This window comes from Centipeda flueggei ATCC 43531, from assembly GCF_000160695.1.
Lineage (GTDB): Bacteria > Bacillota > Negativicutes > Selenomonadales > Selenomonadaceae > Centipeda > Centipeda flueggei.
The window spans coordinates 437,944-459,165 of record NZ_GG694006.1; the positions used below are offsets into that span (position 1 = coordinate 437,944).

Annotated in this window: 18 protein-coding genes; all 18 read right to left on the minus strand. The window is 53.3% G+C overall.

The genetic code is table 11. The features are described 5' to 3' along the window. The 18 genes from HMPREF0908_RS02140 to rpoE all read right to left on the minus strand — a co-directional run bounded on the left by HMPREF0908_RS02140 (nucleotide 1) and on the right by rpoE (nucleotide 21,221). The gene (locus tag HMPREF0908_RS02140; RefSeq protein ID WP_006689781.1) at nucleotides 1-1,011 is read right to left on the minus strand and encodes a radical SAM/SPASM domain-containing protein; all 1,011 of its coding nucleotides are present in this window, start codon (nucleotides 1,009-1,011) and stop codon (nucleotides 1-3) included. Beyond that, nucleotides 1,008-2,027 (minus strand): radical SAM/SPASM domain-containing protein, encoded by a 1,020-nt coding sequence (locus HMPREF0908_RS02145; protein ID WP_006689782.1) that lies wholly within the window; start codon nucleotides 2,025-2,027, stop codon nucleotides 1,008-1,010. The genes HMPREF0908_RS02140 and HMPREF0908_RS02145 overlap by 4 nt, the downstream gene beginning before the upstream one ends. A gap of 12 nt (nucleotides 2,028-2,039) precedes the next feature. Next, on the minus strand, nucleotides 2,040-3,068 hold the full coding sequence (locus HMPREF0908_RS02150; RefSeq protein ID WP_006689783.1) for a radical SAM/SPASM domain-containing protein: 1,029 nt from the start codon (nucleotides 3,066-3,068) through the stop codon (nucleotides 2,040-2,042). A gap of 39 nt (nucleotides 3,069-3,107) precedes the next feature. Then, complete coding sequence (locus HMPREF0908_RS02155) at nucleotides 3,108-4,259, minus strand: FkbM family methyltransferase (protein ID WP_006689784.1); 1,152 nt, start codon at nucleotides 4,257-4,259, stop codon at nucleotides 3,108-3,110. Next, the gene (locus HMPREF0908_RS02160) at nucleotides 4,256-5,821 is read right to left on the minus strand and encodes a glycosyltransferase (protein ID WP_245522896.1); all 1,566 of its coding nucleotides are present in this window, start codon (nucleotides 5,819-5,821) and stop codon (nucleotides 4,256-4,258) included. The genes HMPREF0908_RS02155 and HMPREF0908_RS02160 overlap by 4 nt, the downstream gene beginning before the upstream one ends. 46 nt (nucleotides 5,822-5,867) lie before the next feature. Next, a complete protein-coding gene (locus tag HMPREF0908_RS02165) occupies nucleotides 5,868-7,718 on the minus strand; it encodes a glycosyltransferase family 2 protein (protein ID WP_040572338.1) in 1,851 nt (616 codons plus the stop codon). A 121-nt stretch (nucleotides 7,719-7,839) separates the two neighbouring features. Next, nucleotides 7,840-9,834, minus strand: coding sequence for an ATP-dependent zinc metalloprotease FtsH (gene ftsH, locus HMPREF0908_RS02170; protein ID WP_040572339.1), 1,995 nt, complete (start codon nucleotides 9,832-9,834; stop codon nucleotides 7,840-7,842). A gap of 12 nt (nucleotides 9,835-9,846) precedes the next feature. Then, nucleotides 9,847-10,392, minus strand: a complete 546-nt coding sequence (gene hpt, locus HMPREF0908_RS02175; RefSeq protein ID WP_006689788.1) for a hypoxanthine phosphoribosyltransferase — start codon at nucleotides 10,390-10,392, stop codon at nucleotides 9,847-9,849. Continuing rightward, nucleotides 10,389-11,780 carry a tRNA lysidine(34) synthetase TilS gene (tilS, locus tag HMPREF0908_RS02180; RefSeq protein WP_006689789.1) on the minus strand — a complete coding sequence of 464 codons (1,392 nt, stop codon included), beginning with the start codon at nucleotides 11,778-11,780 and terminating at the stop codon, nucleotides 10,389-10,391. Before tilS ends, hpt begins: the two co-directional genes overlap by 4 nt. Nucleotides 11,781-11,950: 170 nt before the next feature. Beyond that, nucleotides 11,951-12,397, minus strand: coding sequence for a S1 domain-containing RNA-binding protein (locus HMPREF0908_RS02185; protein ID WP_040572340.1), 447 nt, complete (start codon nucleotides 12,395-12,397; stop codon nucleotides 11,951-11,953). A gap of 106 nt (nucleotides 12,398-12,503) precedes the next feature. Then, nucleotides 12,504-12,803 carry an FtsB family cell division protein gene (locus tag HMPREF0908_RS02190; RefSeq protein WP_040572341.1) on the minus strand — a complete coding sequence of 100 codons (300 nt, stop codon included), beginning with the start codon at nucleotides 12,801-12,803 and terminating at the stop codon, nucleotides 12,504-12,506. 13 nt (nucleotides 12,804-12,816) lie between these two features. Beyond that, nucleotides 12,817-13,941 carry an MGDG synthase family glycosyltransferase gene (locus tag HMPREF0908_RS02195; RefSeq protein ID WP_006689793.1) on the minus strand — a complete coding sequence of 375 codons (1,125 nt, stop codon included), beginning with the start codon at nucleotides 13,939-13,941 and terminating at the stop codon, nucleotides 12,817-12,819. 88 nt (nucleotides 13,942-14,029) lie between these two features. Continuing rightward, on the minus strand, nucleotides 14,030-14,806 hold the full coding sequence (locus tag HMPREF0908_RS02200; RefSeq protein WP_006689794.1) for an SDR family NAD(P)-dependent oxidoreductase: 777 nt from the start codon (nucleotides 14,804-14,806) through the stop codon (nucleotides 14,030-14,032). Nucleotides 14,807-14,865: 59 nt separating this feature from the next. Further along, complete coding sequence (locus HMPREF0908_RS02205; protein WP_040572342.1) at nucleotides 14,866-15,138, minus strand: HU family DNA-binding protein; 273 nt, start codon at nucleotides 15,136-15,138, stop codon at nucleotides 14,866-14,868. Nucleotides 15,139-15,295: 157 nt separating this feature from the next. Beyond that, on the minus strand, nucleotides 15,296-15,979 hold the full coding sequence (locus HMPREF0908_RS02210) for an SAM-dependent methyltransferase (RefSeq protein WP_006689796.1): 684 nt from the start codon (nucleotides 15,977-15,979) through the stop codon (nucleotides 15,296-15,298). Then, entirely contained in the window at nucleotides 15,972-19,265 is a 3,294-nt protein-coding gene (mfd, locus tag HMPREF0908_RS02215; protein ID WP_006689797.1) for a transcription-repair coupling factor, read from the minus strand. The genes HMPREF0908_RS02210 and mfd overlap by 8 nt, the downstream gene beginning before the upstream one ends. Further along, nucleotides 19,262-20,869 (minus strand): CTP synthase, encoded by a 1,608-nt coding sequence (locus tag HMPREF0908_RS02220; protein WP_006689798.1) that lies wholly within the window; start codon nucleotides 20,867-20,869, stop codon nucleotides 19,262-19,264. The genes mfd and HMPREF0908_RS02220 overlap by 4 nt, the downstream gene beginning before the upstream one ends. A 22-nt stretch (nucleotides 20,870-20,891) precedes the next feature. Continuing rightward, nucleotides 20,892-21,221, minus strand: coding sequence for a DNA-directed RNA polymerase subunit delta (gene rpoE, locus HMPREF0908_RS02225; RefSeq protein ID WP_006689799.1), 330 nt, complete (start codon nucleotides 21,219-21,221; stop codon nucleotides 20,892-20,894). Nucleotide 21,222: the final 1 nt, after the last annotated feature.

Consider the following 21,222-nt stretch of genomic DNA (forward strand, 5'->3'; position numbering starts at 1 on the left):
CTACGCAATCACACCGCGTGCCAACAGAGCCGCAACATCCGCATCAAGGATATCTTCCTCAAACATGGCATACTGATATTGTTGGCATTTTGCACAAATTGGATACTGCCCTTTATGAAATTCCAGTTGTGCGCGGCGAAACAGTTCCATCTTTTTCCCTTGCCAGATCGACCGCATGGATTCTTTGGAAAGGTCACCAAGAATATAGGGCGTTTCCATCGAACAGCAGGGCACGATCATTCCATCAGGGTTCAGCTGCATCATATAGAAAGGCTGCGGACAGACAGCGGCGTGTCCAACGGCAGCGCCGTTCTGCGTCACGTCCGCAGTGCCGCCAAGACTGTCATAATCAATCTGTGATACGGCGGGGATAAGATGCTCCACGGCAATGAAGTCAGAAATGTCCCCAAATGTATCCAGAAAAGTCTGCTCCTCCCCCTCTTTCAGGGCACAGTCAATAATCTTTATATAGACCTTTGACGATTGACGATGCTCATAAAAAAAACGAATCTGCTCAACGAGTGTACGAAAAATACCGCTGCGTCGTGTATGTGCGTATGCCGCATCATCAAGTCCTTGTATTGATATACGAATGCGTCCAATCCGTGCTGCAATAAGCGCACGCGAAAGTTCCTCCGTAAGGGCAAGCCCGTTCGTCACGATATCGATGGTATCGGCAACACCACGCTCTGCGGCATAGGCAACCATATCGGCGATACGTGGATGAAGCAGCGGCTCACCTGTCCCGGCAAAACGGAGCATCTTCAATGGATGCGGGAACTCCATCAGCCCGTCAATACATTTCCGATAGATTTCGTCATCCAACACAGCCTTGCCCGCAACAAATCCGCGCTGTTCCGTCGGAACAGAGTGAATGCAGTACGCACAGGCAAGATTGCATCCGTAGATGGGAAATATTTGCACAGAAAAAGGCGTGGAAAGCGGCAGCACGTCAGCGAGACGAGTGCGTTTTCCTCCCGGAGTCTGTCCGTCAATGCGCTGTGCTTTCATCGATGCACCTCCGCGAGACGTGACAAAATCCCCTGTGCCGCATCATCAAGATGATCCTCCGGATGTGCTACGTCATTCGGCGCACAGCAGTTTGCACAGCGTATATTCTCACTGCGACGGCCTTCCAGCTGCATCCGCCAAAACTCATGCATCTTTTCACCATGCCACATATCCAGAATATGACCATGATGAACGTTGCCGAGTACAATGGGCTTATAAATGGTGTCGCACGGCTCGACATCACCATTCGGAAAAACTCCGAGCATGTAGAATGCAAGCGGGCATACCTGATAAATACGATCGGTCTTAACGCCGTTGCGGTCAGTCTCGATCACCATATCCTTTGTCATCTCAACACCATCATAGGCGGGCAGCATGTGCTCGATGTACATCCGATCGGTACAGTCGCTAAAAAGGCGATAAAACTGCTCCTCTTCCCCCTCATCCAGGGCAACATCCATCACCTTGAGGAAGAGATTGGTCTGTTTCTTATGTGCATAAAAATAGCGAATGTTTTCGACAAATTCATCAAAATCTACCTTTGCCCGACAGATATCCTCATATTTTTTTGAGGAGAGTCCCTGCAAAGAAACACGCAGCGTATCCAGCCCCGCATCGATCAGTGCATCAGAAAGAGTCGGGCGAAGCAGCGATGCATTCGAGATAATCTCAATGCGCTCAGCGACATTCTTCTCCTTGGCGATGCGCACCATATCGGCAATGTGAGGATTCAGCAGCGGTTCCCCTTGCCCCGTGAGCGAGAGCATTTTGAGCTTCTGCGGGAACTCGGCAAGCTGTTCGATGGTCTTCTCATAGGTCTCCATCGTCATGTGCTCAGGTGTGAAGTCATACTGTTTCTTCATCTCAGTGAAGCCGAGCGAATGGCCGCAGTAGGCGCATTTGAAGTTGCAGAAAGTCGTTGGAAAGACAAATGCACTGTATGGCGTCGCAAGGGGGAGCACTGAGGCAAGCTGGACACGGTCTGTCCCGTAGATGGGTTTAATCTCTGATGCCATAACTCCTCCTCCCTAGTCTTCAAAGAGCGGCAGCAGACGTTCTGCATCGTCATCCAGCTGTTCCATCGGATTGTTGATCGCATTAAAGCATGTACACGTTGCACAGTCCGGAATTTGATCCTTCTCTTTCTTCAGCATCTTGCGCAGAAATCCCCTGCGTCGGCTGCCGTTCCAAATCTCCACGAGGGTATGCTCTTTCGCATTTCCCATGGAGAGATTCCTGCCAAGCCCCGGGACAGGACAAGGAAAGATATCTCCCTCGCAGCCGATCTGCATAAAGTAGAAGGACTGAGCACAGACCTTACGATTTACGTCAAGCTCTTCTCCATAGAAATTCTTTGTGCCGTCAACAATCTCACGCAGTCCATCCATCTGCTGCTGCATGACAACGAGATGCTCAATGTAGATGCGATCGGCAAAGGGGCTGAAAATCCGGAAAAATTTCTCCTCGTTTTCCTTCGTTTTGAGCGTCGCGTCAATCGCCTTGATGTAGATTTGTACGTTTCCCTTATGTTCGTAAAGATATTTCAAATTCTCCAAATAATGGTCAAAGTCAATACGGACACCGCAAGTTTCCTGATAGCCCTCGGCGTCCAGTCCCTGCACAGAGATATTGATATTTGTGATGCCTGCTTCTACAAGTGCTTTACTTTTCTCCGGTGTCAGAAGGAGCCCGTTGGTGATGACCTCGACGCGTCCGGCAATCCCCGCCTCTACTGCCATCCGCACATAGTCCGGCAGACGCGGATTCATCAGCGGCTCACCGAGTCCTGAGAATACGATTCGTTTGATTCCCCCCTGCGGAAATGCTTTCAGATCATGGATGATCTTCTCAAAAAAGCCCTCGTCAATGTGCTGCATACGATGTCCGAGTGCGCGGAACTCCCCATCCGCCTCATCACGTGTGGAGTGAATGCAGTAGAAGCATTTGAAATTGCAATATTTCGTCTGCTCAATATAGACGGTAAACGGAGCGGCGAGCGGGATGATCTCCGCAAGCTTCTTCCTCTTCGTATCATAGTTTGGCTTAATCTCTGCCATTACTCTTCTCTCTCCTAGCGGCGATCCTTCGCCACGTGGTCATGGAACGGCATACACGACCGTTTCCAGCCCCATAAATTGATAGTTGCGGATATAAATGCGATATCCGTCATACAGCGACTTGATCTGCAGAGGGATCTCCCACAGATGCGAAATATCGTGATAAACACATACGGCAAGCTGCGGATGATACTGACGGATGAGTCCTGTTGCTCCTGCAAGTGCCAGTGGCTCCATCCCCTCGATATCCATCTTGATCATCGTCGGTGCGAAGCCGTGCAGTACACCGTCAAGCGGTACGCATTGAAGTATCGCCGTCCCGGATGGATCTGCTTTCGCAGCCGATCGCCCATCCGACGTCTCAGTGAAGTGCAGCTGCTCATAACAATCCGATACCCCCAGCGGAAGAATATATGACTCAGGAATATCATCTCGCTGCTGAACAAAGGACTGAATCCCCGCACAAAGATCACTCTGCGGCTCAAATGCAGCATACGCCTCAATTCTCCTGCCGTGATGAAGCAGACTTCGCAGAGTATCACCATCGTAGGCACCGCAGTCGATCAGGCGCCGATAGTCCATCTGTTCCGGGACATCTTCCGCAAGATACTGCCCTTCAAGAGGAAGAGGCACAGGAAATCGTGTGACATCACCTGCACGATATGCCATGAGGACGGCGAGAAAAAACGCCCGCTCCTCTTCCGTCGAGAACAGTTCGTATGCTGCCCTTATCTGCTGTTCATCACGTGCGAGATTGGCAGAATCATAAGATCCGATAAACAGATGAGACAGAAAGGATTGACTTTCGATGGTCTGCCAGTTGATTTCATGGAGGGCATATATATGACGAAACCCCTCCTCCTGTAGGCAGTGCCGTATCATGGCATCCTGTGTCCGTCCGAACAGTCCTGCCAAGATGACAACCGCATCCTCATGGAAAGGCTCCAGTTCCTTTGCTGTCGGAATAAAAGCCGATACAGGCGTGCTGCAAGCAGCAGCATTCCGATCAATAAAGCAGCTCGGCTGCACACCATTTTCCATGAGACACGCATACAGCTTTCTGCCAAGATTGCCCGCCCCATAGAGCAGTATCTTGGATTCTTTCCATGCAGAAAATCCGCCAACACAGCCGGCTCTTGGCTTCTCCGCAAAGAAGCGGTTCAAGGACTCACTGTCTCCAAAATGCTTCATTGCGTTTTCCTCAGCAGAATGACATATTTCGTCATTAATGTATCAAACCGCTCTTCCGAATACAGTGCCCTCATGTGTGCATCCGTATGATATTCCTCTATCGATGCCAGTTGATCAAAGAAAGCCTGTTTCACCTCGGCAGGAAATTCCATATAGGGAAACAGACGAATCTCATAGTTCATCTGCTCCAACAGGGGAATCAATGCATCCACGTGCCATGAAACTTTTGGGGGCGTGTCCCTTAGTGCATTTGCGATTTCCTGCAGATCCTCCGACACATCGTAATACCTGACTTTTAATGCCAAAACACCGCCATCGGAAAGCAGATCAGTAAGATCTTGTATCAGTGCAATTGGATTCTCATAGGTATCCGGAAATTCTCCCAGAATAATGGCATCATATGGATGTCCGCCTGCTTTGTTCTTCACACGATCCGCATCGCCGCAGAATGCTTCCCCTTCGCAGACAAAATACAGATCCTGCCAATACTTTGGCGTGGTTGTATAGGCAGCTAAGGAAGTATCCGCTATTCCTCGCGAACGCAGCATATTCTTCACTTCGAGAAGCGGAGTGCCGCACCGCACATCAACCCCTAGTATGTGTGGAGAATTCTGTCGAAGCAGCTCCGACTCATGAAGGAGTACATCCAGCATAGACTCTTCATAATTAACTACATCAGACCAAGCGTCAATCCCACAATACTTTTGCTGAAATAGTCTGCGCCCTTTCGCCAGATCTTCTGCCTGCTTCACAGGATCAGCACCGACAACAGTACTCCCCTCATGATGAACAAACACATCCCCGCAGAGCACGTTGCGGTAGCCAAGCCGACGATAGGCAAACGAAATATCATCATCGGCAAAATTATAGTAAAAGGCATAGTCTGCTTCATAAAATTCACGCAAAGATGCACGAATCATACAAACCGTCGGAATCAGACGTATACGGTCATACCATTTGGATGGATCGGATTGGTTGAACTGCGCCGCCTTTTTTTGCATATCTTCAAAATCAGTATACCCCAAATCCACATCCTGAAAGTTTGATACATGATCCGACATGGGGACAATAAATCCAATACGTTCATCAGACTCCGCACAGATCAGCATGTTTTTCAGCCAGTTTTCGGTAACCAAAATATCATTCGGCACACCGACAAAATATTTTCCGCGTATAAAGCGTCCGCATGTCGCGTTTTTTGCACCAAAATACCCGTATAGAGCACCAATATTTTTTGTAATGCGATAAATGCGTTTTCTTGGGTGATCGAGACTTTTGAAATATTCAAAGGTCCCATCGGTCGATCCGTTATCCACTAAGATCAGCTCATAATCAATATCCTTCGTATAGCGAAAAAGCGCCTCAATCGCTGGTTTTGTATAGTCCTCCAGATGATTGTATGCCTGGAAATAAATACTGACATAAGGATCATCCGTTTCGGCGATCGTCTCCATATTCTTCTCACGGTTTGCATAGGGATTTAATACATCTCCATAAACGATAGGCTCTTTCTCATCCGAGTCTACAATGCAAACCATACCATCGGCCGCAGCTGCTCTCACAGCGCCTCACACTCCCCTCGTATCCCTGACGCGTTTCACTTATACATTATCGGACACACAGCATGACGACATCTCCTGCCAATAAATAATGCAGATCGCTTGATGCCCCGAGAATCTGTGTCACCATCTGCTCAAAACCAGTTATATCCTCAAAATAATGAGCACGCGTCCAATAGCCGACATGTACACGTTCAGCGGAGAACTGCTCTTTCAATGCATGGACAAGGCGCGGAATGGGAAAAACGCGTCCTCCATTTAACGACAGAATGCTGTCATAGATGAGACAAGGTATATCGTTGGGGAGATTCTCCATTACATGTTCAAAGCTGTTGTAATTGAGCAGAGATACATAAATAGATCCATTAGATTTCAGGATGTCATGCATTTGTATGAAGAATGGAACAATCCCTGAAATGGGCAGCACATTGAGAAATGCTCCCAAGATGACAGCATCATAGTTCTCTTTCACTTCATCCGGCAGGTTGTCAAGAGCTGTCAGTCGCAGGACCGTGTCTGCCATATACTTTGCTTCAGTCAAATATCTCTCATTGCAGACAACAGCATCGATCACGACCTTCTTCTGAATACGGCGGAAGTAGTTGCGAATGGTCAAAAGGCCCTCGCCAAACATTGGTTCAATGAAAAGAATACGCGCAGGAACTTCACCCGCAGGAATGCTCTCCAACAATTGATCCAAAAAAGGCAGATGACCTCGTGACTCCCACGGGTCGACACCCCATTTGCTTTGAAAGACCGGACGCATGGATATAATGGTCTTATAATTTCCGCGCTTCGTGCGCACCTCGTTTAAGGTTACTCCCCCGAAATGATGGACAAAGGTATCCTTTGCGAGAATTTGACGAAATCCCGATCGGCGTAGTGTTGCAGAAAAATCATCATCCTCAAAATCACAGAGGACATAGCGATAGTCTGCACGAATCTCGGGCACATCAAAAAGATTTGGCACAACGCTCACAAAGGGCATAAGAACGGCCCGTTCCTCCCAGAGGAGTGGGTTCGACACATTATGCGCTGCAGCAAACGCCTCCATTTCCGGCATTGCCTCAAACCGATTTTCATAGTCTACCGGAATTCCTTGGCGATTGGAGATGCAGTTCTCATTACACGTGGGAACGACCCAGAAGACATCCTTCTCCGCCTGGTGCACGGCAAGGAGATTTTCCAGCCAATGCGGTGTGGCGACGGCATCGTTGGAGAAGTAGACGACGTACTCGCCCTCTGCGATATGACGGGCTATCCCCCACCCGAGGTGATTGTATACGTTGTACTTCAGATTGATTTTCTTCTCGTGAGGCAGGCTGTTAAAATACGCCTCTGTTCCATCCGACGATCCATCGTTGATCGTAATGAGTTCAATATCTCCATGTGAAAAGTCCGTATGGCGAAAGAGGCTGTCAATGGCACAACGCGAATACTCCACTTTGTTGTAGGCAGGGACGATGATCGACACGCGGTATTTGAAGTCCGTCCGGCGCGGTCTCTTCCGCGCCGCCTCAAATGCCGCAATCGTCTGCGCCAGATAGGCATCCCGTCCTTCTGGATGCTGCAGGATGTGATATTCCACATCCAACTGATAGCGCAGATCCAAAAAGAGCGGCCGCAATTCGTAGAAAAAATACTTCCTCGCATCCCGTGCGTCTTCCGCAGCCAACGCTTTCTGTCCACTGCACGCTGCATTCAGTGCATAGCGACGGCACTTTTCCATGAGCGTCCCCTTCTCCTGGGATAAGCGCTCTGCAACTCCGTTCATCGCCGCAGCAAAATCCGTCAGCACCTGACGCGTCGGTTCTTCCATGCTGCCGTCTGTGGAAAGCGCACTGCCGATGTACTCCACAGCTTCCTGTGCTGTGTCCATGATCTCCTCATACCACTGCATACAAACCTCTCTGTCCCCCTGCTGAACCCTTTTCCCTATATTATAACTATCGGAAGAATCATACATGATTTAAAGAAAAAAGGCACTGTCGCTCACCTTTCCTTGCGGCAATGCCTTTCCATTATTTATCCCACTGGGTTACGTTGAACTTCGGTTCTGGTGCGGCGACTGGCGCAGGGCGTTCTTCGGCGGCACGCTCTGCCTCCTCGCTGGTCTGGGTGGAGTCATCAATCACGACATCGACAGGAATCGGCGCGGGATTTCCCATGTCGTCCGTATCGTCATCTTTCTCATCCTTGTCGCTGATCGAGCCTTTCGTCATCAGCTCCTCAAGTTCAGCCGCACTGAGCGTCTCACGCTCGAGAAGTTCCTTGGCGATCAGGTCGAGTTTGTCACGATTCTCCACGATGATCGTACGGCACGCTTCATACGCCTCTTCGATGTAACGGCGCACCTCACGGTCAATCTCGCCCGCAATCTCCTCGGAGTAGTTCCGCTCGCGATTCAAATCACGGCCGAGGAACACCTGATGATTCTCTTCACCATAGGCAATCGGGCCAATTGCATCGCTCATGCCGTACTCCATGATCATGCTGCGGATGATGCGCGTTGCCTGCTGAATGTCACTGGACGCGCCCGTGCTGATCTCACCAAGGACGACCTCCTCCGCAACACGTCCGCCGAGGGCGACCTTAATGCGGTCGATGAGCTCAGAGCGCGTGCGGTAGGAACGATCTTCCTTCGGCAGGGAAAGCATATAGCCGCCCGCGCGCCCGCGCGGAATGATCGTAACCTTATGTACGGGATCGGCGTGTTCGAGCAGGAGTCCAACGAGGGTATGTCCGCCTTCATGATACGCGGTAAGACGCTTTTCCTCATCCGTCATGACATGTGACTTGCGCTCCGGACCTGCGAGGACGCGCTCTATCGCCTCTTCCATCTCCGCCATCGTAATCTTCTTCTTGTCACGGCGTGCGGCGAGGAGTGCCGCCTCATTTACAAGGTTGCTGAGATCCGCGCCGGTAAAGCCGGGCGTTCGCCGTGCGAGCACATCAAGGTCGACATCATCGGCAATTGGCTTCCCCTTGGTATGCACTTTAAGGATTGCCTCACGTCCGCGCACATCCGGCTTATCGACAACAATCTGCCGGTCGAAACGGCCGGGACGCAGGAGTGCCGGGTCAAGTACATCGGGACGGTTCGTCGCTGCGATAATGATGATGCCCTCATTGGAGGCAAAACCATCCATCTCAACGAGGAGCTGATTAAGCGTCTGCTCACGCTCATCATGCCCGCCGCCAAGTCCCGCACCACGTTGGCGTCCAACAGCATCGATCTCATCGATAAAGACGATACAGGGTGCCGCCTTCTTTGCCTGCTCAAACAGATCACGCACGCGTGACGCACCGACACCGACGAACATCTCAACAAAGTCCGAACCACTGATGGTAAAAAACTGAACGCCTGCCTCACCTGCGACGGCCTTTGCAAGAAGTGTCTTACCTGTACCCGGAGGGCCGAAGAGGAGAACCCCCTTCGGAATGCGTGCCCCAAGCTCGTTGAATTTATCCGGCGTCTTGAGGAATTCGACGACTTCTTCGAGTTCCTGCTTCGCCTCGTCCGCGCCCGCCACGTCAGCAAACGTTACCTTTTTCTTGTCACTCACCATGAGCCGTACGCGCGACTTGCCGAAGTTCATCATACGGCCGCCGCCCATCTGAGATTGCTGCATGATGAAGAACCAGAACCCGATCAGCAGTGCGATTGGAATCAGCGATGTGAGGAGTGTCTGCCACCACGGCGGCTCCGGCGGATTTTCCGCCGAGATGGATACCCCTTTCTCTGAGAGGCGCGTATAGAGATTACGGTCACTGCTCGGCGCATCCGGCGCGATCGTGGTGAACTCCGTTCCATCCTTCAGTGTGCCGCGGATGTTGTTTTGGACGATAACAACTTTGTCCACTTCACCGTCTGTTACTTTTTCAGTAAAATCACTGTAACTGAGTGCTGTTGCCTGCGCTGTTTGATGACTGCCAGACATATAGTCAGCGACGGTCCAAACGACGAAGAACATGAGCGCATAGAACGCAAGATTGCGCAGTAATGATTGATTCAAAACACTCCTCCTTCATTCGTAAACGGAATGCCGAAGCACTCCAATATAGGGCAGATTTCGATATTTCTCCGCGTAGTCAAGACCATAGCCAACAAGGAACTCATCAGGAACCTCATACCCAAGATAGTCAATCTTCACCGGCGTTACACGGCGTGACGGCTTCGATAGAAATGCACAGAGGCGGATGCTCTTGGGATGTCGTCCCTGCAGCAATCCTTTCAGGTAGTGCATCGTTGTCCCCGAGTCGATGATGTCCTCAACAATGAGGACATGCTTTCCTTCGATGGAAAAATCAAGATCTTTCAATATCTTGACCTGCCCACTGGACACAGCGGCATCCCCATAACTGGACACAATCATAAAATCAAAGTCAACCGGACGGTCAATCGCACGTACAAGGTCCGTAAAGAAAACGGCTGCACCCTTCAGAATACCAACGCAGTAGACCGTCTCCTGTGCATCACAATAGTCCCGCGTGATCTGCGCACCAAGTTCCCGTACGCGCGTATGGATCTCCTCGGCCGAGAAAGATATGCGCTCAATATCATCACTCATCATGATGTTGTATTCTCCTTTTCCCACTCAACGGCCAAAACAGTACTATGCTCCGTCACCGGTGCAAGGATGCTTCGCCTTCCCCCGACCATCCAAAAGATCTCACTGCTGCCTGCAACGGCAAGCACCGGAATACTGTCCCGCGTTTCACGCGGGATCTTATCATCGATCATAATCTCTTTGAGTTTTTTGCATCCGATGGGGAGCTGCATATAGTCTCCTGGCCGCCGCGTTCGAAGAACAAGCGGCGGCAGCTCCGCCGCATCAGCATAGACAGCCTTTCCGCACACTGCCTTCTGCCATTCGTCCGCCCGCATAACGATCCCCCGCCGCAGAGAAAATAATCTTCCTTTGAAGGTCATTATATCATATTCGCAGTGCAAGGGAAGGAAAATTTCTTCCGCATCCCCCTGCGGCTGTTTCGTCGGACATGCTCCATGCTGCAGGAAGAGCATATCATAGCGCAGGACAGCAGTCCATCCATGCGGCAGGCTGCACTGCGCCGTTCCCCGGGAAGCGAGAAGCGCACGCATCCGCTCCTCTTGATGATACGAAAAATCCTGCTCCTTGGTTGTCGATGCCCAAAAAAGCCGCAGGACACGCCGCTGCATCGCAGGATGCAAGGCACGCACAGCGGCGGCAGAAAGTCCATCCCGACACACAGCCCGCCGCAGCTCTTCCGCAGCAAGCTGTGCGAGATAATCATCCTCTTCCGCGGAAAGTATACTGAGACGCACAAGTGCATCGTCTACGGCAGGATTGCCGTAGGTACGAAGCTCCGGCAGCAAGGCATGACGAATGCGGTTGCGCTGGATATCCTGCTGATCATTCGTCACATCATGGCAGGGACGAAGATTGTGCTCTCGGATGTACACCTCAATCTCAGCACGTGCCGTAAAGAGAAATGGCCGCAGGTGCACGCCGTCCCACACACGCATAGCGGCAAGCCCCGCCGGCCCCGTCCCGCGAAGGATGCGCATCAGCACCGTTTCTGCGAGATCGTCTGCATGATGGGCAAGTGCGATGCCGTCGCACTGCTCACGGATATGTACCCGATGGAGGAAGTCATAGCGGCAGACACGTGCCGCTGTCTCTATCGAGCACTTATGTGCGCGCGCATAATACGGCACATCCCCCGCCTCGATCACGCACGGAATATGGTGCTCCGCACAATACGCGGCAACAGCATCTGCGTCCGCCCGTGATGATCCTCCGCGAATCCCGTGTTCATAGTGGGCACACATCACGTGCGGCCCCCCCTCTGCACGTAATCTCATGAGAACGTCAAGCAAAGCGAGGGAGTCCGTCCCCCCTGAGCAGGCACAGAGCACAGAGCTGTTTGGAGTATAGAGATCATGTGCACGCAGGACATCGGTCACCCGTGCGTTCAATATGCTCTCCTGATTACAGGAGTTACGGATAAAGCTTCGCATATTCCCGCCTGCCTTATGAACAACCATCGAGGAGATTTATCCATTCATGATTCCATAAAAAAGGCACTCCATATGGAGTGTCTTTTTTCTCCTCATATCCCATCGGGTTCAAAAGAGATGTGCCAAGATCAGCCGCGCCGTGACCCACGCCCTCCGCGCTTAGAATCCGTCTTGCGGCGCAAATCTGTCAGCCGCTCATCGCTGTCCTTCAAAAACCGCGACAGCTTATCCTCAAACGAGGGCGAACCGATCTGTCGTGATGCCGCCGTGCGGCGCATATCACGCGACGGGCGTGGGGGGCGCACTGGAGCTGCAGCAGCCTGCTGCCCCGCTGACGGTTTATCCTGAAGTGCCTTGATCGACAGGCCGATCTTTCCACGTTCGTCAACGGTGAGCACCTTGACCTTGACTTTGTCATGCTCCTTGAGGAAATCATGGACATCATTCACATAAACATCGGCAACCTCAGAGATGTGAATCAGCCCCGTCTTTCCTTCCGGAAGTTCGACAAAAGCGCCAAAATTCGTAATTCCTGTGACGACGCCTTCCACTACGCTGCCAACTTCAATGGCCAAAGCAACTCTTCCCTTCAACTACAAATCACCGAGGGAACTCTCCCCCTGTCAGACCCGTTCATTATACAGGTCATACGCCCAACCTGTCAAGAAGATGCATGCCGTATCAGTTGCCGCCTGAACGTTTTCCGGGGGCATAAGGAAGTTCTCCTGCCCCTGTCATGCCAAGTTCCTCACGCGCCAATTTTTCAATGTATGGAAGTTCGCCAAGATGTGTCTTTTCCGCCTGCAAATGATTGTTTTCCTCCTGTGCCGCAGCGAGGCGTTCAGATGCCGCGTGCTGTTCCGCGCGGACATGAAAAAGATAGATTCCCTGCGATATGATCATCGTACCGAAATAGCCAAGGATCAGCAGCATAACGACCATAAACCAACGCGGCCGCCGCGCACTCTTTTTCCGAGTCATCCGTATGTATTCCTCACTTTCCCCTCAGCATCTCCATCAGTATCCCTGCTGCACGCTGTGCCGCTTCCTCTCTGGCACAGGCGTGTGCCGCTCTGCGCATCGCCGGAAGCCGATGGGCAAGGATCTCCTCCACAGCAGGAGCCATGCGCTCTCCCGGATGCAGCCACACCGCCGCACCGCAGCGCGTGGCATAGACGGCATTCTCCGTCTCGGGGCCGGGGATCGGATCGTGCAGAAGAAGCGGCAGACCCGCCGCGAACGCCTCACTGATCGTGAGTGCACCAGGTTTTGTAATAAGAAGATCCGATGCACGCATCAATACCGCTACTTCATTGGTATACCCACGAACATATACCGCATGGTGCGAACGCTGTGCCATGACCCGCGCACGTTCCTCAAGTGCGGTATTGCGGCCGGCCACCACAAGTATGGAAAGCCGCTGCTCTACCTGCTCTAATGCCGCAAGAGTCGTGTCCATATCGCCAAGACCGAGCCCTCCGCCCATGAGGAGCAGGGTTGGCAGATCCTCCGAAAGCCCCGCCTGTTCCTGCGCCTCACGACGTGCCAAGCGGCTTGCGGTAAGAGTGATGGGAATCCCCGTCGCATAAATCTGTTGACGGTCGAAGCCAAACGCCGCCATATCATCGGCCATTGCCTCTGTCGCAACAAAGTAGGCATCTACGTCACGAACAAACCAGATCGCATGAAGAGCATAGTCCGTGAGGAGTGCCGCAAGCAGAAAGTGCGCGTCATGCCGTATGCGCCACAGCGCTGCCGCCCCTTCAGGAAAAGGGTGGGTTGCGACCACAAGATTGGGCTGATGCCCCCGTATGATGCGCCCCATCGTGCGCACCATTACCCAAGCAAATGCAGCACGCACCATGCCTCCGCCGGCTCTCTTTCCTGCCATACGGAAGAACACATCATAGAGATTGGGCACAAAACGAAGCATCGTCAAATAAACGCGTTTCATAAGGTAGTGAATCATGGACACGTCACGCGACATAAAGTCCACAACGCTGATCTCCAGTTCTGCTGCCTCCGGCCGCGCCATCAGGGCTGCACGGATTGCCTCCGCCGCCCGCGTATGCCCCGATCCGATGGAGGCGGTTAAAATGAGAATGCGGGCTTGCCCCATCGGACACCTCCTCGTTCGAATACAATTATTTTAGCACAATTTTGAACAATGGACAAAATTTTTTACGCAGGACACAGCTATATGGAGATTACGCCGTCAGCCCGCCGTCAACTGTATAAACACTTCCTGTGATCCATGCCGCCGCGGAGGAGGCAAGAAAGACGGCGACGGCAGCGGCCTCTTCTGCCGTGCCGATGCGTCCAAGCGGGTAGATGGACGCCATCTCCCGCAGCTGATCCTCACGTGAAAGATGTGGGCAGAGCTGGTGCTCCGTGAGTGGGGTGAGCACATCCGCCGGTGCAACAGCGTTCACACGCACACCGTCATGCGCCGTCTCAAGGGCAAGCGAACGCGTCAGCGCGACGACAGCCCCCTTAGTTGCTGCATAAGCCGCACAAAAATAATTCCCATGCAGACCGGCATCGGAGGCGATATTCACGATATTCCCGTGCGTCTGCCGCAGACACGGGAGTGCAGCCTGGGTCAGATAAATTGTTCCCTTGAGATTTGTATCAATCAGCGCATCCAGTTCTTGCGGAGCAATATGGTCAATCGCCCCCTCTTCGTAGACTCCTGCCGCATTGACAAGGATGTCGAGTGCGCCGCAGCAGGCCATGGTCTTCTCAACAGCGCGTCTGCAGTCCTGAGAGAAGCGCACGTCTCCCGCACAGAACGATGCCCTCTCTGCCCCCGAGAGGAAATGGAGTGCTTCGCTCCCGCGCTCCTCATCACGCCCCATGAGTACGACCTGTGCGCCGGCATCCAGAAAGATTGCGGCGGCCGCACGCCCGATGCCGGATGTCCCTCCGGAAATCAACGCTGTCTTCCCGGCAAATGCATCCACGGCAAAGACTTGGTTCTTCATATTTATTCCACAACGCAGAAAAACCGGACTCCCATCGGAAGTCCGGTCACTCTGCAAAATCAGTTCACAGAATCCTTCAGAGCCTTGCCCGCCTTGAACACAGGGTTACGCGAAGCCGCGATTTCAATCACCTTGCCCGTCTGGGGGTTGCGGCCCTTGCGCGCCTTACGATCCTTTACCTCAAACGTGCCAAACCCGATCAGCTGAACTTTGTCACCCTCGGAAAGCGCACCCTTGATCGTCTCGAAAAGGGCGTTGACTGCCTTCTCCGCGTCCTTCTTCGTGAGACTTGCCTGCTCTGCTACGTTTGCGACCAATTCCTGCTTGTTCAAAGTAGCATCCTCCTTTAAGATATTTTCCATTTTCCTCGCGACTCTATGGGGTCGCGCTGTCATGAGAGAATTTAACAGAATTACCCCGAAAAATCAAGGGGAAAAATTAAAAAAAGATGATTTTTCCCAAAAACATGTCGATTTTTTAGCTTTTTTTTCAAAAAAACGGTGAATAAGGGACAAAAATGGTGGTCAAATGGTCCATATTGTCCTGCCGATCCAGTTCAAAAAGCGGTATGCGCCGTACCTCCTGATCGGGCAGACTGAGATGATGCAGATAGTATACCTCCTGCATATCGGAGAGGTGTTCCATCAAGAGGAGCTTGAGATCAGACGCAATTGCACGGGAATATACCTGCGTGAAGATGCAGTCCTGCCTCAGCGGTGCACTGACCTGTTCCTCGTTCAGCGCGTCGAGAATGGAAAGTCCATTTACGGGATCGATGCCAACTGCTGCAAAGAGCGGATCCAAAAAGCTCATGCCCGGCAAAATCTCGAGAGAGATTGCCTCTTCCTCTGCTGCCGTACGCAGGAGCTGCACCGTACGCTCCGCAACGTGCGGGCTGCCGGGAACGAGATAGAGCAGATTTCCGGTACGGGCACGCGTACAAAGATCGGTGACAATCGCCGCATACAGCGTCTCAAAGTCCGCCGTCTTCTCATAGAGTCCGTCATACGACTCATAGTCAATGTGCGCAGTATCCAGTGCTTCTGCACTCGGGTGGATGTGCGTACGCAGGACAATCTGCTCCGCCTGTTCAATCCGCGTCCATGTTTCACGCGTCATCAGCCCTGCATCACCGGGGCCAAGTCCCGCGACGGTCAAACGATAGTTATTCATGCTGCTCTCCCGTGATCAGCTGTACAACCTCCAGCACCGTATCCAACACGTTTTGGCTCTCGCGTGCCGACAAGCGGATACGGTAGCCGCTCCCCTCCGGCAAGGGACCAATACGCCTCCCGAAAACATGATCGAGGCGCATAAGTGCGGGCAGCGGCAGTTTCTCGTCCGTCGGCAGCGCAATGTCGAGTGCATTCTCCTTCAGCACGATACTCCGCGCATGAAACGTCCGCGCTGCATTCTTGATGCGTGCGATATCAAGCAGAGCAAGGGCAGGCGTACTCGGCTCGCCAAAACGATCGATCAGCTCGTCAAGAAGCGCATCGAGATCTTCCTCCGTCTGCACAGCCGCAATCTTCTGATAGATCTCGATCTTATGCATGGCGTCCTCGATATAACCACCGTCCAGATACGCCTCCACGGGAAGGTCGATGACGGTCTGCACAGGCGGCGGAGCAGGCTTCTCTCCCCTTTTGCGTTCCACTGTTTCCTCGAGCAGCTTCACGTACATCTCGAATCCGACACCCGCAATATGCCCGTGCTGCTGCGCTCCGAGAAGGCTTCCTGCCCCACGAATCTCGAGATCCCGCATAGCGATCTTAAAGCCTGAGCCGAGCCGCGCAAACTCCCTCATTGCCTGCAAACGCTTCTCCGCCATTTCACTGAGCACCTTGTCGCGGCGATAGGTAAAGTAGGCGAACGCCATCTTTGCTGAGCGTCCCACACGCCCGCGCATCTGATAGAGCTGTGAGAGCCCGAAGCGATCCGCATCATAGATAATGATCGTATTCGCATTGGCAACGTCAATGCCGTTCTCAATGATACTCGTTGCAAGCAGAATGTCATAATGGCCCTCGTAAAAGTCCATCATAACCTGCTCCAAGATATCCTCACTCATCTGCCCGTGTGCAGAAGCGATACGCGCCTGCGGGACAAGCTGCAAAAGATGTTCCCGCATCCGGTCGATGCTCTCCACACGGTTGTAAATAAAGTAGATCTGCCCGCCGCGCGACAGCTCACGCTCGATCGCACCGCGCATCACGGCATCGCTGCTCTCCACCACGTAGGACTGTACCGGAAGGCGCTCGGCCGGCGGCGTCTCAATGACACTCATATCGCGCGCCCCTGCCAGCGACATATGCAGCGTGCGCGGGATCGGTGTCGCCGAGAGCGTCAACACATCGACACCTGCAGCGAATTCCTTGATTCTCTCCTTCTGCGTAACACCAAAACGCTGCTCCTCGTCCACGATGAGCAGTCCAAGTTTATGAAAGCGCACGCGCTTTCGGTTGAGAATTGCATGTGTCCCGATGAGAATATCCACGCGCCCGCGTGCCACATCCCGCAGTGTCTCCGCCTGCTCCCTCAGCGTGCGGAAGCGGCAGACCACATCCACCTTCGGTGCAAAGTCGGCAAAACGCGCAGCAAACGTCTGATAATGCTGCTGCGCGAGAACCGTCGTCGGCACGAGCACGGCAACCTGATAGCCGTCCATCGCTGCCTTATACGCCGCACGGATCGCAACCTCGGTCTTACCGAAGCCGACATCGCCGCAGAGCAGACGATCCATCGGCTTCTCGCTCTCCATATCGTTCTTGATCTCGGCGATGGCACGCAGCTGATCATCCGTCTCCTGATACGGAAACGCCTCCTCGAACTCACGTTGTCCCGCATCGTCCGGCGCAAAGGCATGTCCCTTCGCCAACCGCCGTGCGGCATAGAGCTCAAGCAGGTGATCGGCAATGTCCTCGACGGACTTCTGCGCCTTGGCACGTGCACGCGCCCAGTCCGCCGACCCCATGCGGTGCAGTCGCGGTGCACTGCCCTCTGCACCAATGTATTTCTGAAGGAGACCGACCTGATCCGTCGGGACAAAGAGCTTGTCATCTCCGCCATACTGAATGTGCAGGTAGTCGCGGTGCACTCCTGCAACCTCGATGGTCTCCACGCCCAGATACTTTCCGATGCCGTGTGAAACATGCACGACATAGTCACCGGGGGCAATCTCGCGAAAATGACGGATGCGCTCTCCTGCCGATGCCGTGCGGCGTAATTTTGCCTTGTGACGCCCGAAAATATCCTGCTCCGTCAGAACAGCAATGCGGGACGCACTCAACTCAAAGCCCGCGCGCAGCGTCCCGGAGGAGACAGTGACAGCATTGTCAGGCGGCGCATCGGTACCGCGCGACACAGCAGCGGGAATCTTCCAGCGTGCCAGCATATCGCGCATTCGCACCGCCTGCTCTGCTCCGCCGGCAAGAACGAGAACGCGCGCCCCCTCGTCCAGATAACGGTGCAGCTCGCTTTCCAGAAGTGAAAACTGCCGTTGAAACGCGGTCATAGGTACCATCCGGATGTCAATGAGTGTCTGCGGAGTGCACGCAGGAAAGGAACGGTTCATCAGAGAGATGAACACTTCATGCCCCTCCATGCCGGCTGCGGTCATCTCCGCCCATGTAAAGCACCGCGCCGCCCGCACGGCATCCTCATGCACGGCATCCTGCAATGCCGCCATCAGGCGCGACGGCTCATCGAATACACTCGTCCCTTCTGCGCCGAGGTAGCTCAAAAAACAGGCTTCCCCATGGTCATCCGCAGCGCGCAGCGGCATAATGGAAGCCGTACCGACATTCTTAATGGAGCGCTTGGTCTGGGGATCATACTCCCGCATAGAGTCGATCTCCGTATCAAAAAACTCGATGCGCAGGGGCGAAAGTGCATTGATGGGAAACACATCGACAATACCGCCGCGCACACTGAATTGCCCAATGTTCTCCACCTCAGGCACATGTTCATAACCAAGCGCTGTCAACCGCTCCATCAGGGTATCACGCGGAATTTGCTCCCCCAGCCGCAGAGAAAGTGCGGCACGGGAAAACTCCGCCGTACTGAGCCCTTTCTGTGCCGCTGCACCGATATCCGCCAGCACAATGATCGGTTCATGGCGCAGAAGGCGTGCGAGAATATTCATGCGCTGCGCTGAGCGTTCCAGTCCCTTTGCTGCGCCTGGCGCGGCGAAATCGATGCGGTCAAGCTCCGGCAGCTCATAGATATCCGCCTCGGGAAGGAGTGCCGTTAGATCTTCCTGCCAGCCGCGCAGAGCTTCCCGTCCCGCTGTCACAACGGCAAGCGGACGTGGAGCGGCATCATAGGAAGCAGCAGCAGCGGCGTGTTTTAATGCCCCTGCAGCACCGTATACCATGGTCTGCTCCGCCGCCCGACCAAACACCTCTGTCAGCCGTCGAACAGCAGAATCATACCGCAGGAGAGAAAAGAGTGTATTCATTTGGACGCGGCGAGCGCCGCACAAATAAAGCCGGCAAAGAGCGGATGCGGATGATTCGGCCGTGACTTCAGCTCCGGATGGAACTGTGAAGCGACAAACCACGGATGATCTTCAATTTCCACGATCTCCACGAGCTGATTATCGGGACTTGTTCCCGCGATGCGCAGCCCTTTCTCCGTCAGCTGTGTACGATAGGCATTATTAAACTCAAAGCGGTGACGATGACGCTCACTGATCTCGCTCTCGCCATATTCTTCACGGGAATGCGAGTCCTCCGCCAACACGCAGGGATAGGCACCGAGGCGCATCGTACCGCCCTTCTCCTCCACGCCCTGCTGTTCCTCCATGAGAGCGATGACCGGGTGCGGCGTCTCTGGAACAAACTCTGTACTGTGTGCTCCCGGCAGTCCTGCCACATGCCGTGCAAACTCGATTACAGCGCATTGCATACCGAGACACAATCCAAGAAATGGAATGTCGTTCTCACGCGCATACTGAATCGCACGGATCTTGCCCTCAACGCCGCGGTCACCAAAGCCACCGGGAACCAGGATGCCCTTACAGCCAACAAAAAGCTCATCGAGATCCGCATTCGGGTCCTCCAGCTCCTCTGCATTGATCCATGCGATCTTGACCTGTGCGTCATTCTCAATGCCGCCGTGATTAAGTGCCTCCGTCACGGACATATAGGCGTCGGGCAGAGCTACGTACTTTCCGACAACGGCGACCTTCACCTTTTTGGCCGGGTGATTGATCTTAAAGACCATCTTCTCCCATGCTTCCATGTTGGAGGGGTCAAAATCCATCGCCATCTTTTCGAGGACAATGCGGTCAAGCCCTTCCTGCTGCATCATCAGAGGAACCTCGTAGATCGTCGCTGCCGTACGATTCTCAATCACCGCATCAGCATCCACATCACAGAAAAGCGCAATCTTCTCCTTCATCTCGCGCGGGATCGGCTGCTCTGTCCGGCAGACAAGAATGTCCGGCTGAATGCCAATGGCGCGCAGCTCCTTGACACTGTGCTGCGTTGGCTTCGTCTTGAGCTCTCCTGCCGCCGTGATATATGGGAGCAGTGTCACATGAATGTAGAGAGCATCATTTTTTCCAACTTCCTTCTTGACCTGGCGGATTGCCTCAAGGAACGGAAGGCTCTCGATATCACCGACCGTCCCGCCGATCTCTGTGATAACGACATCCGCGTTATCTGCCTTTGCCACATCATAGACGCGCTGTTTGATCTCATTTGTAATATGCGGAATCACCTGCACCGTCGAGCCAAGATAGTCTCCGTGCCGTTCCTTGTTGAGCACAGAGGCATACACCTTCCCTGTTGTAATGTTCGATCGTTTCGTCAGGTTTATATCGATAAAGCGCTCATAGTGGCCAAGATCCAGATCTGTCTCCGCACCGTCGTCCGTGACAAACACCTCGCCGTGCTGATAGGGACTCATCGTTCCCGGGTCGATGTTGATGTAGGGGTCGAACTTCTGGATGGTCACCTTAATGCCGCGGTTCTTGAGCAGGCGTCCGAGAGACGCCGCCGTAATGCCCTTGCCGAGAGATGAAACAACGCCGCCCGTAACAAATATATACTTTGCCATATCGTTCCTCCGCCGAGTCCAGTCAGTTTTGAATACTCTCAAGCTTTTTTTTGCGTGTCGTCTCCTTTGCGGCAGCTGTCTTGGATGAGCCGGAGGATGACCGTGACGAGGAGCGCTTCACCTCGGGCGGCACCCACTCCGTCAGTCCCCACTTGCTCTCCCCTTCATAATGGAAACGGCTGTCCATATTGATCAGCGTATAAATCTCTGAAATTGCCATCGCCAACGACTGCACCGGACGGTGCGTCGCCTCAATCACCGCCGTGATGAGATCCTTGTAATGCATCGGCTCTTTCTTCTCTGTCAGGATATGGTAGGCCGTATCGACCTCCGACATATGTTCAAAATCCATG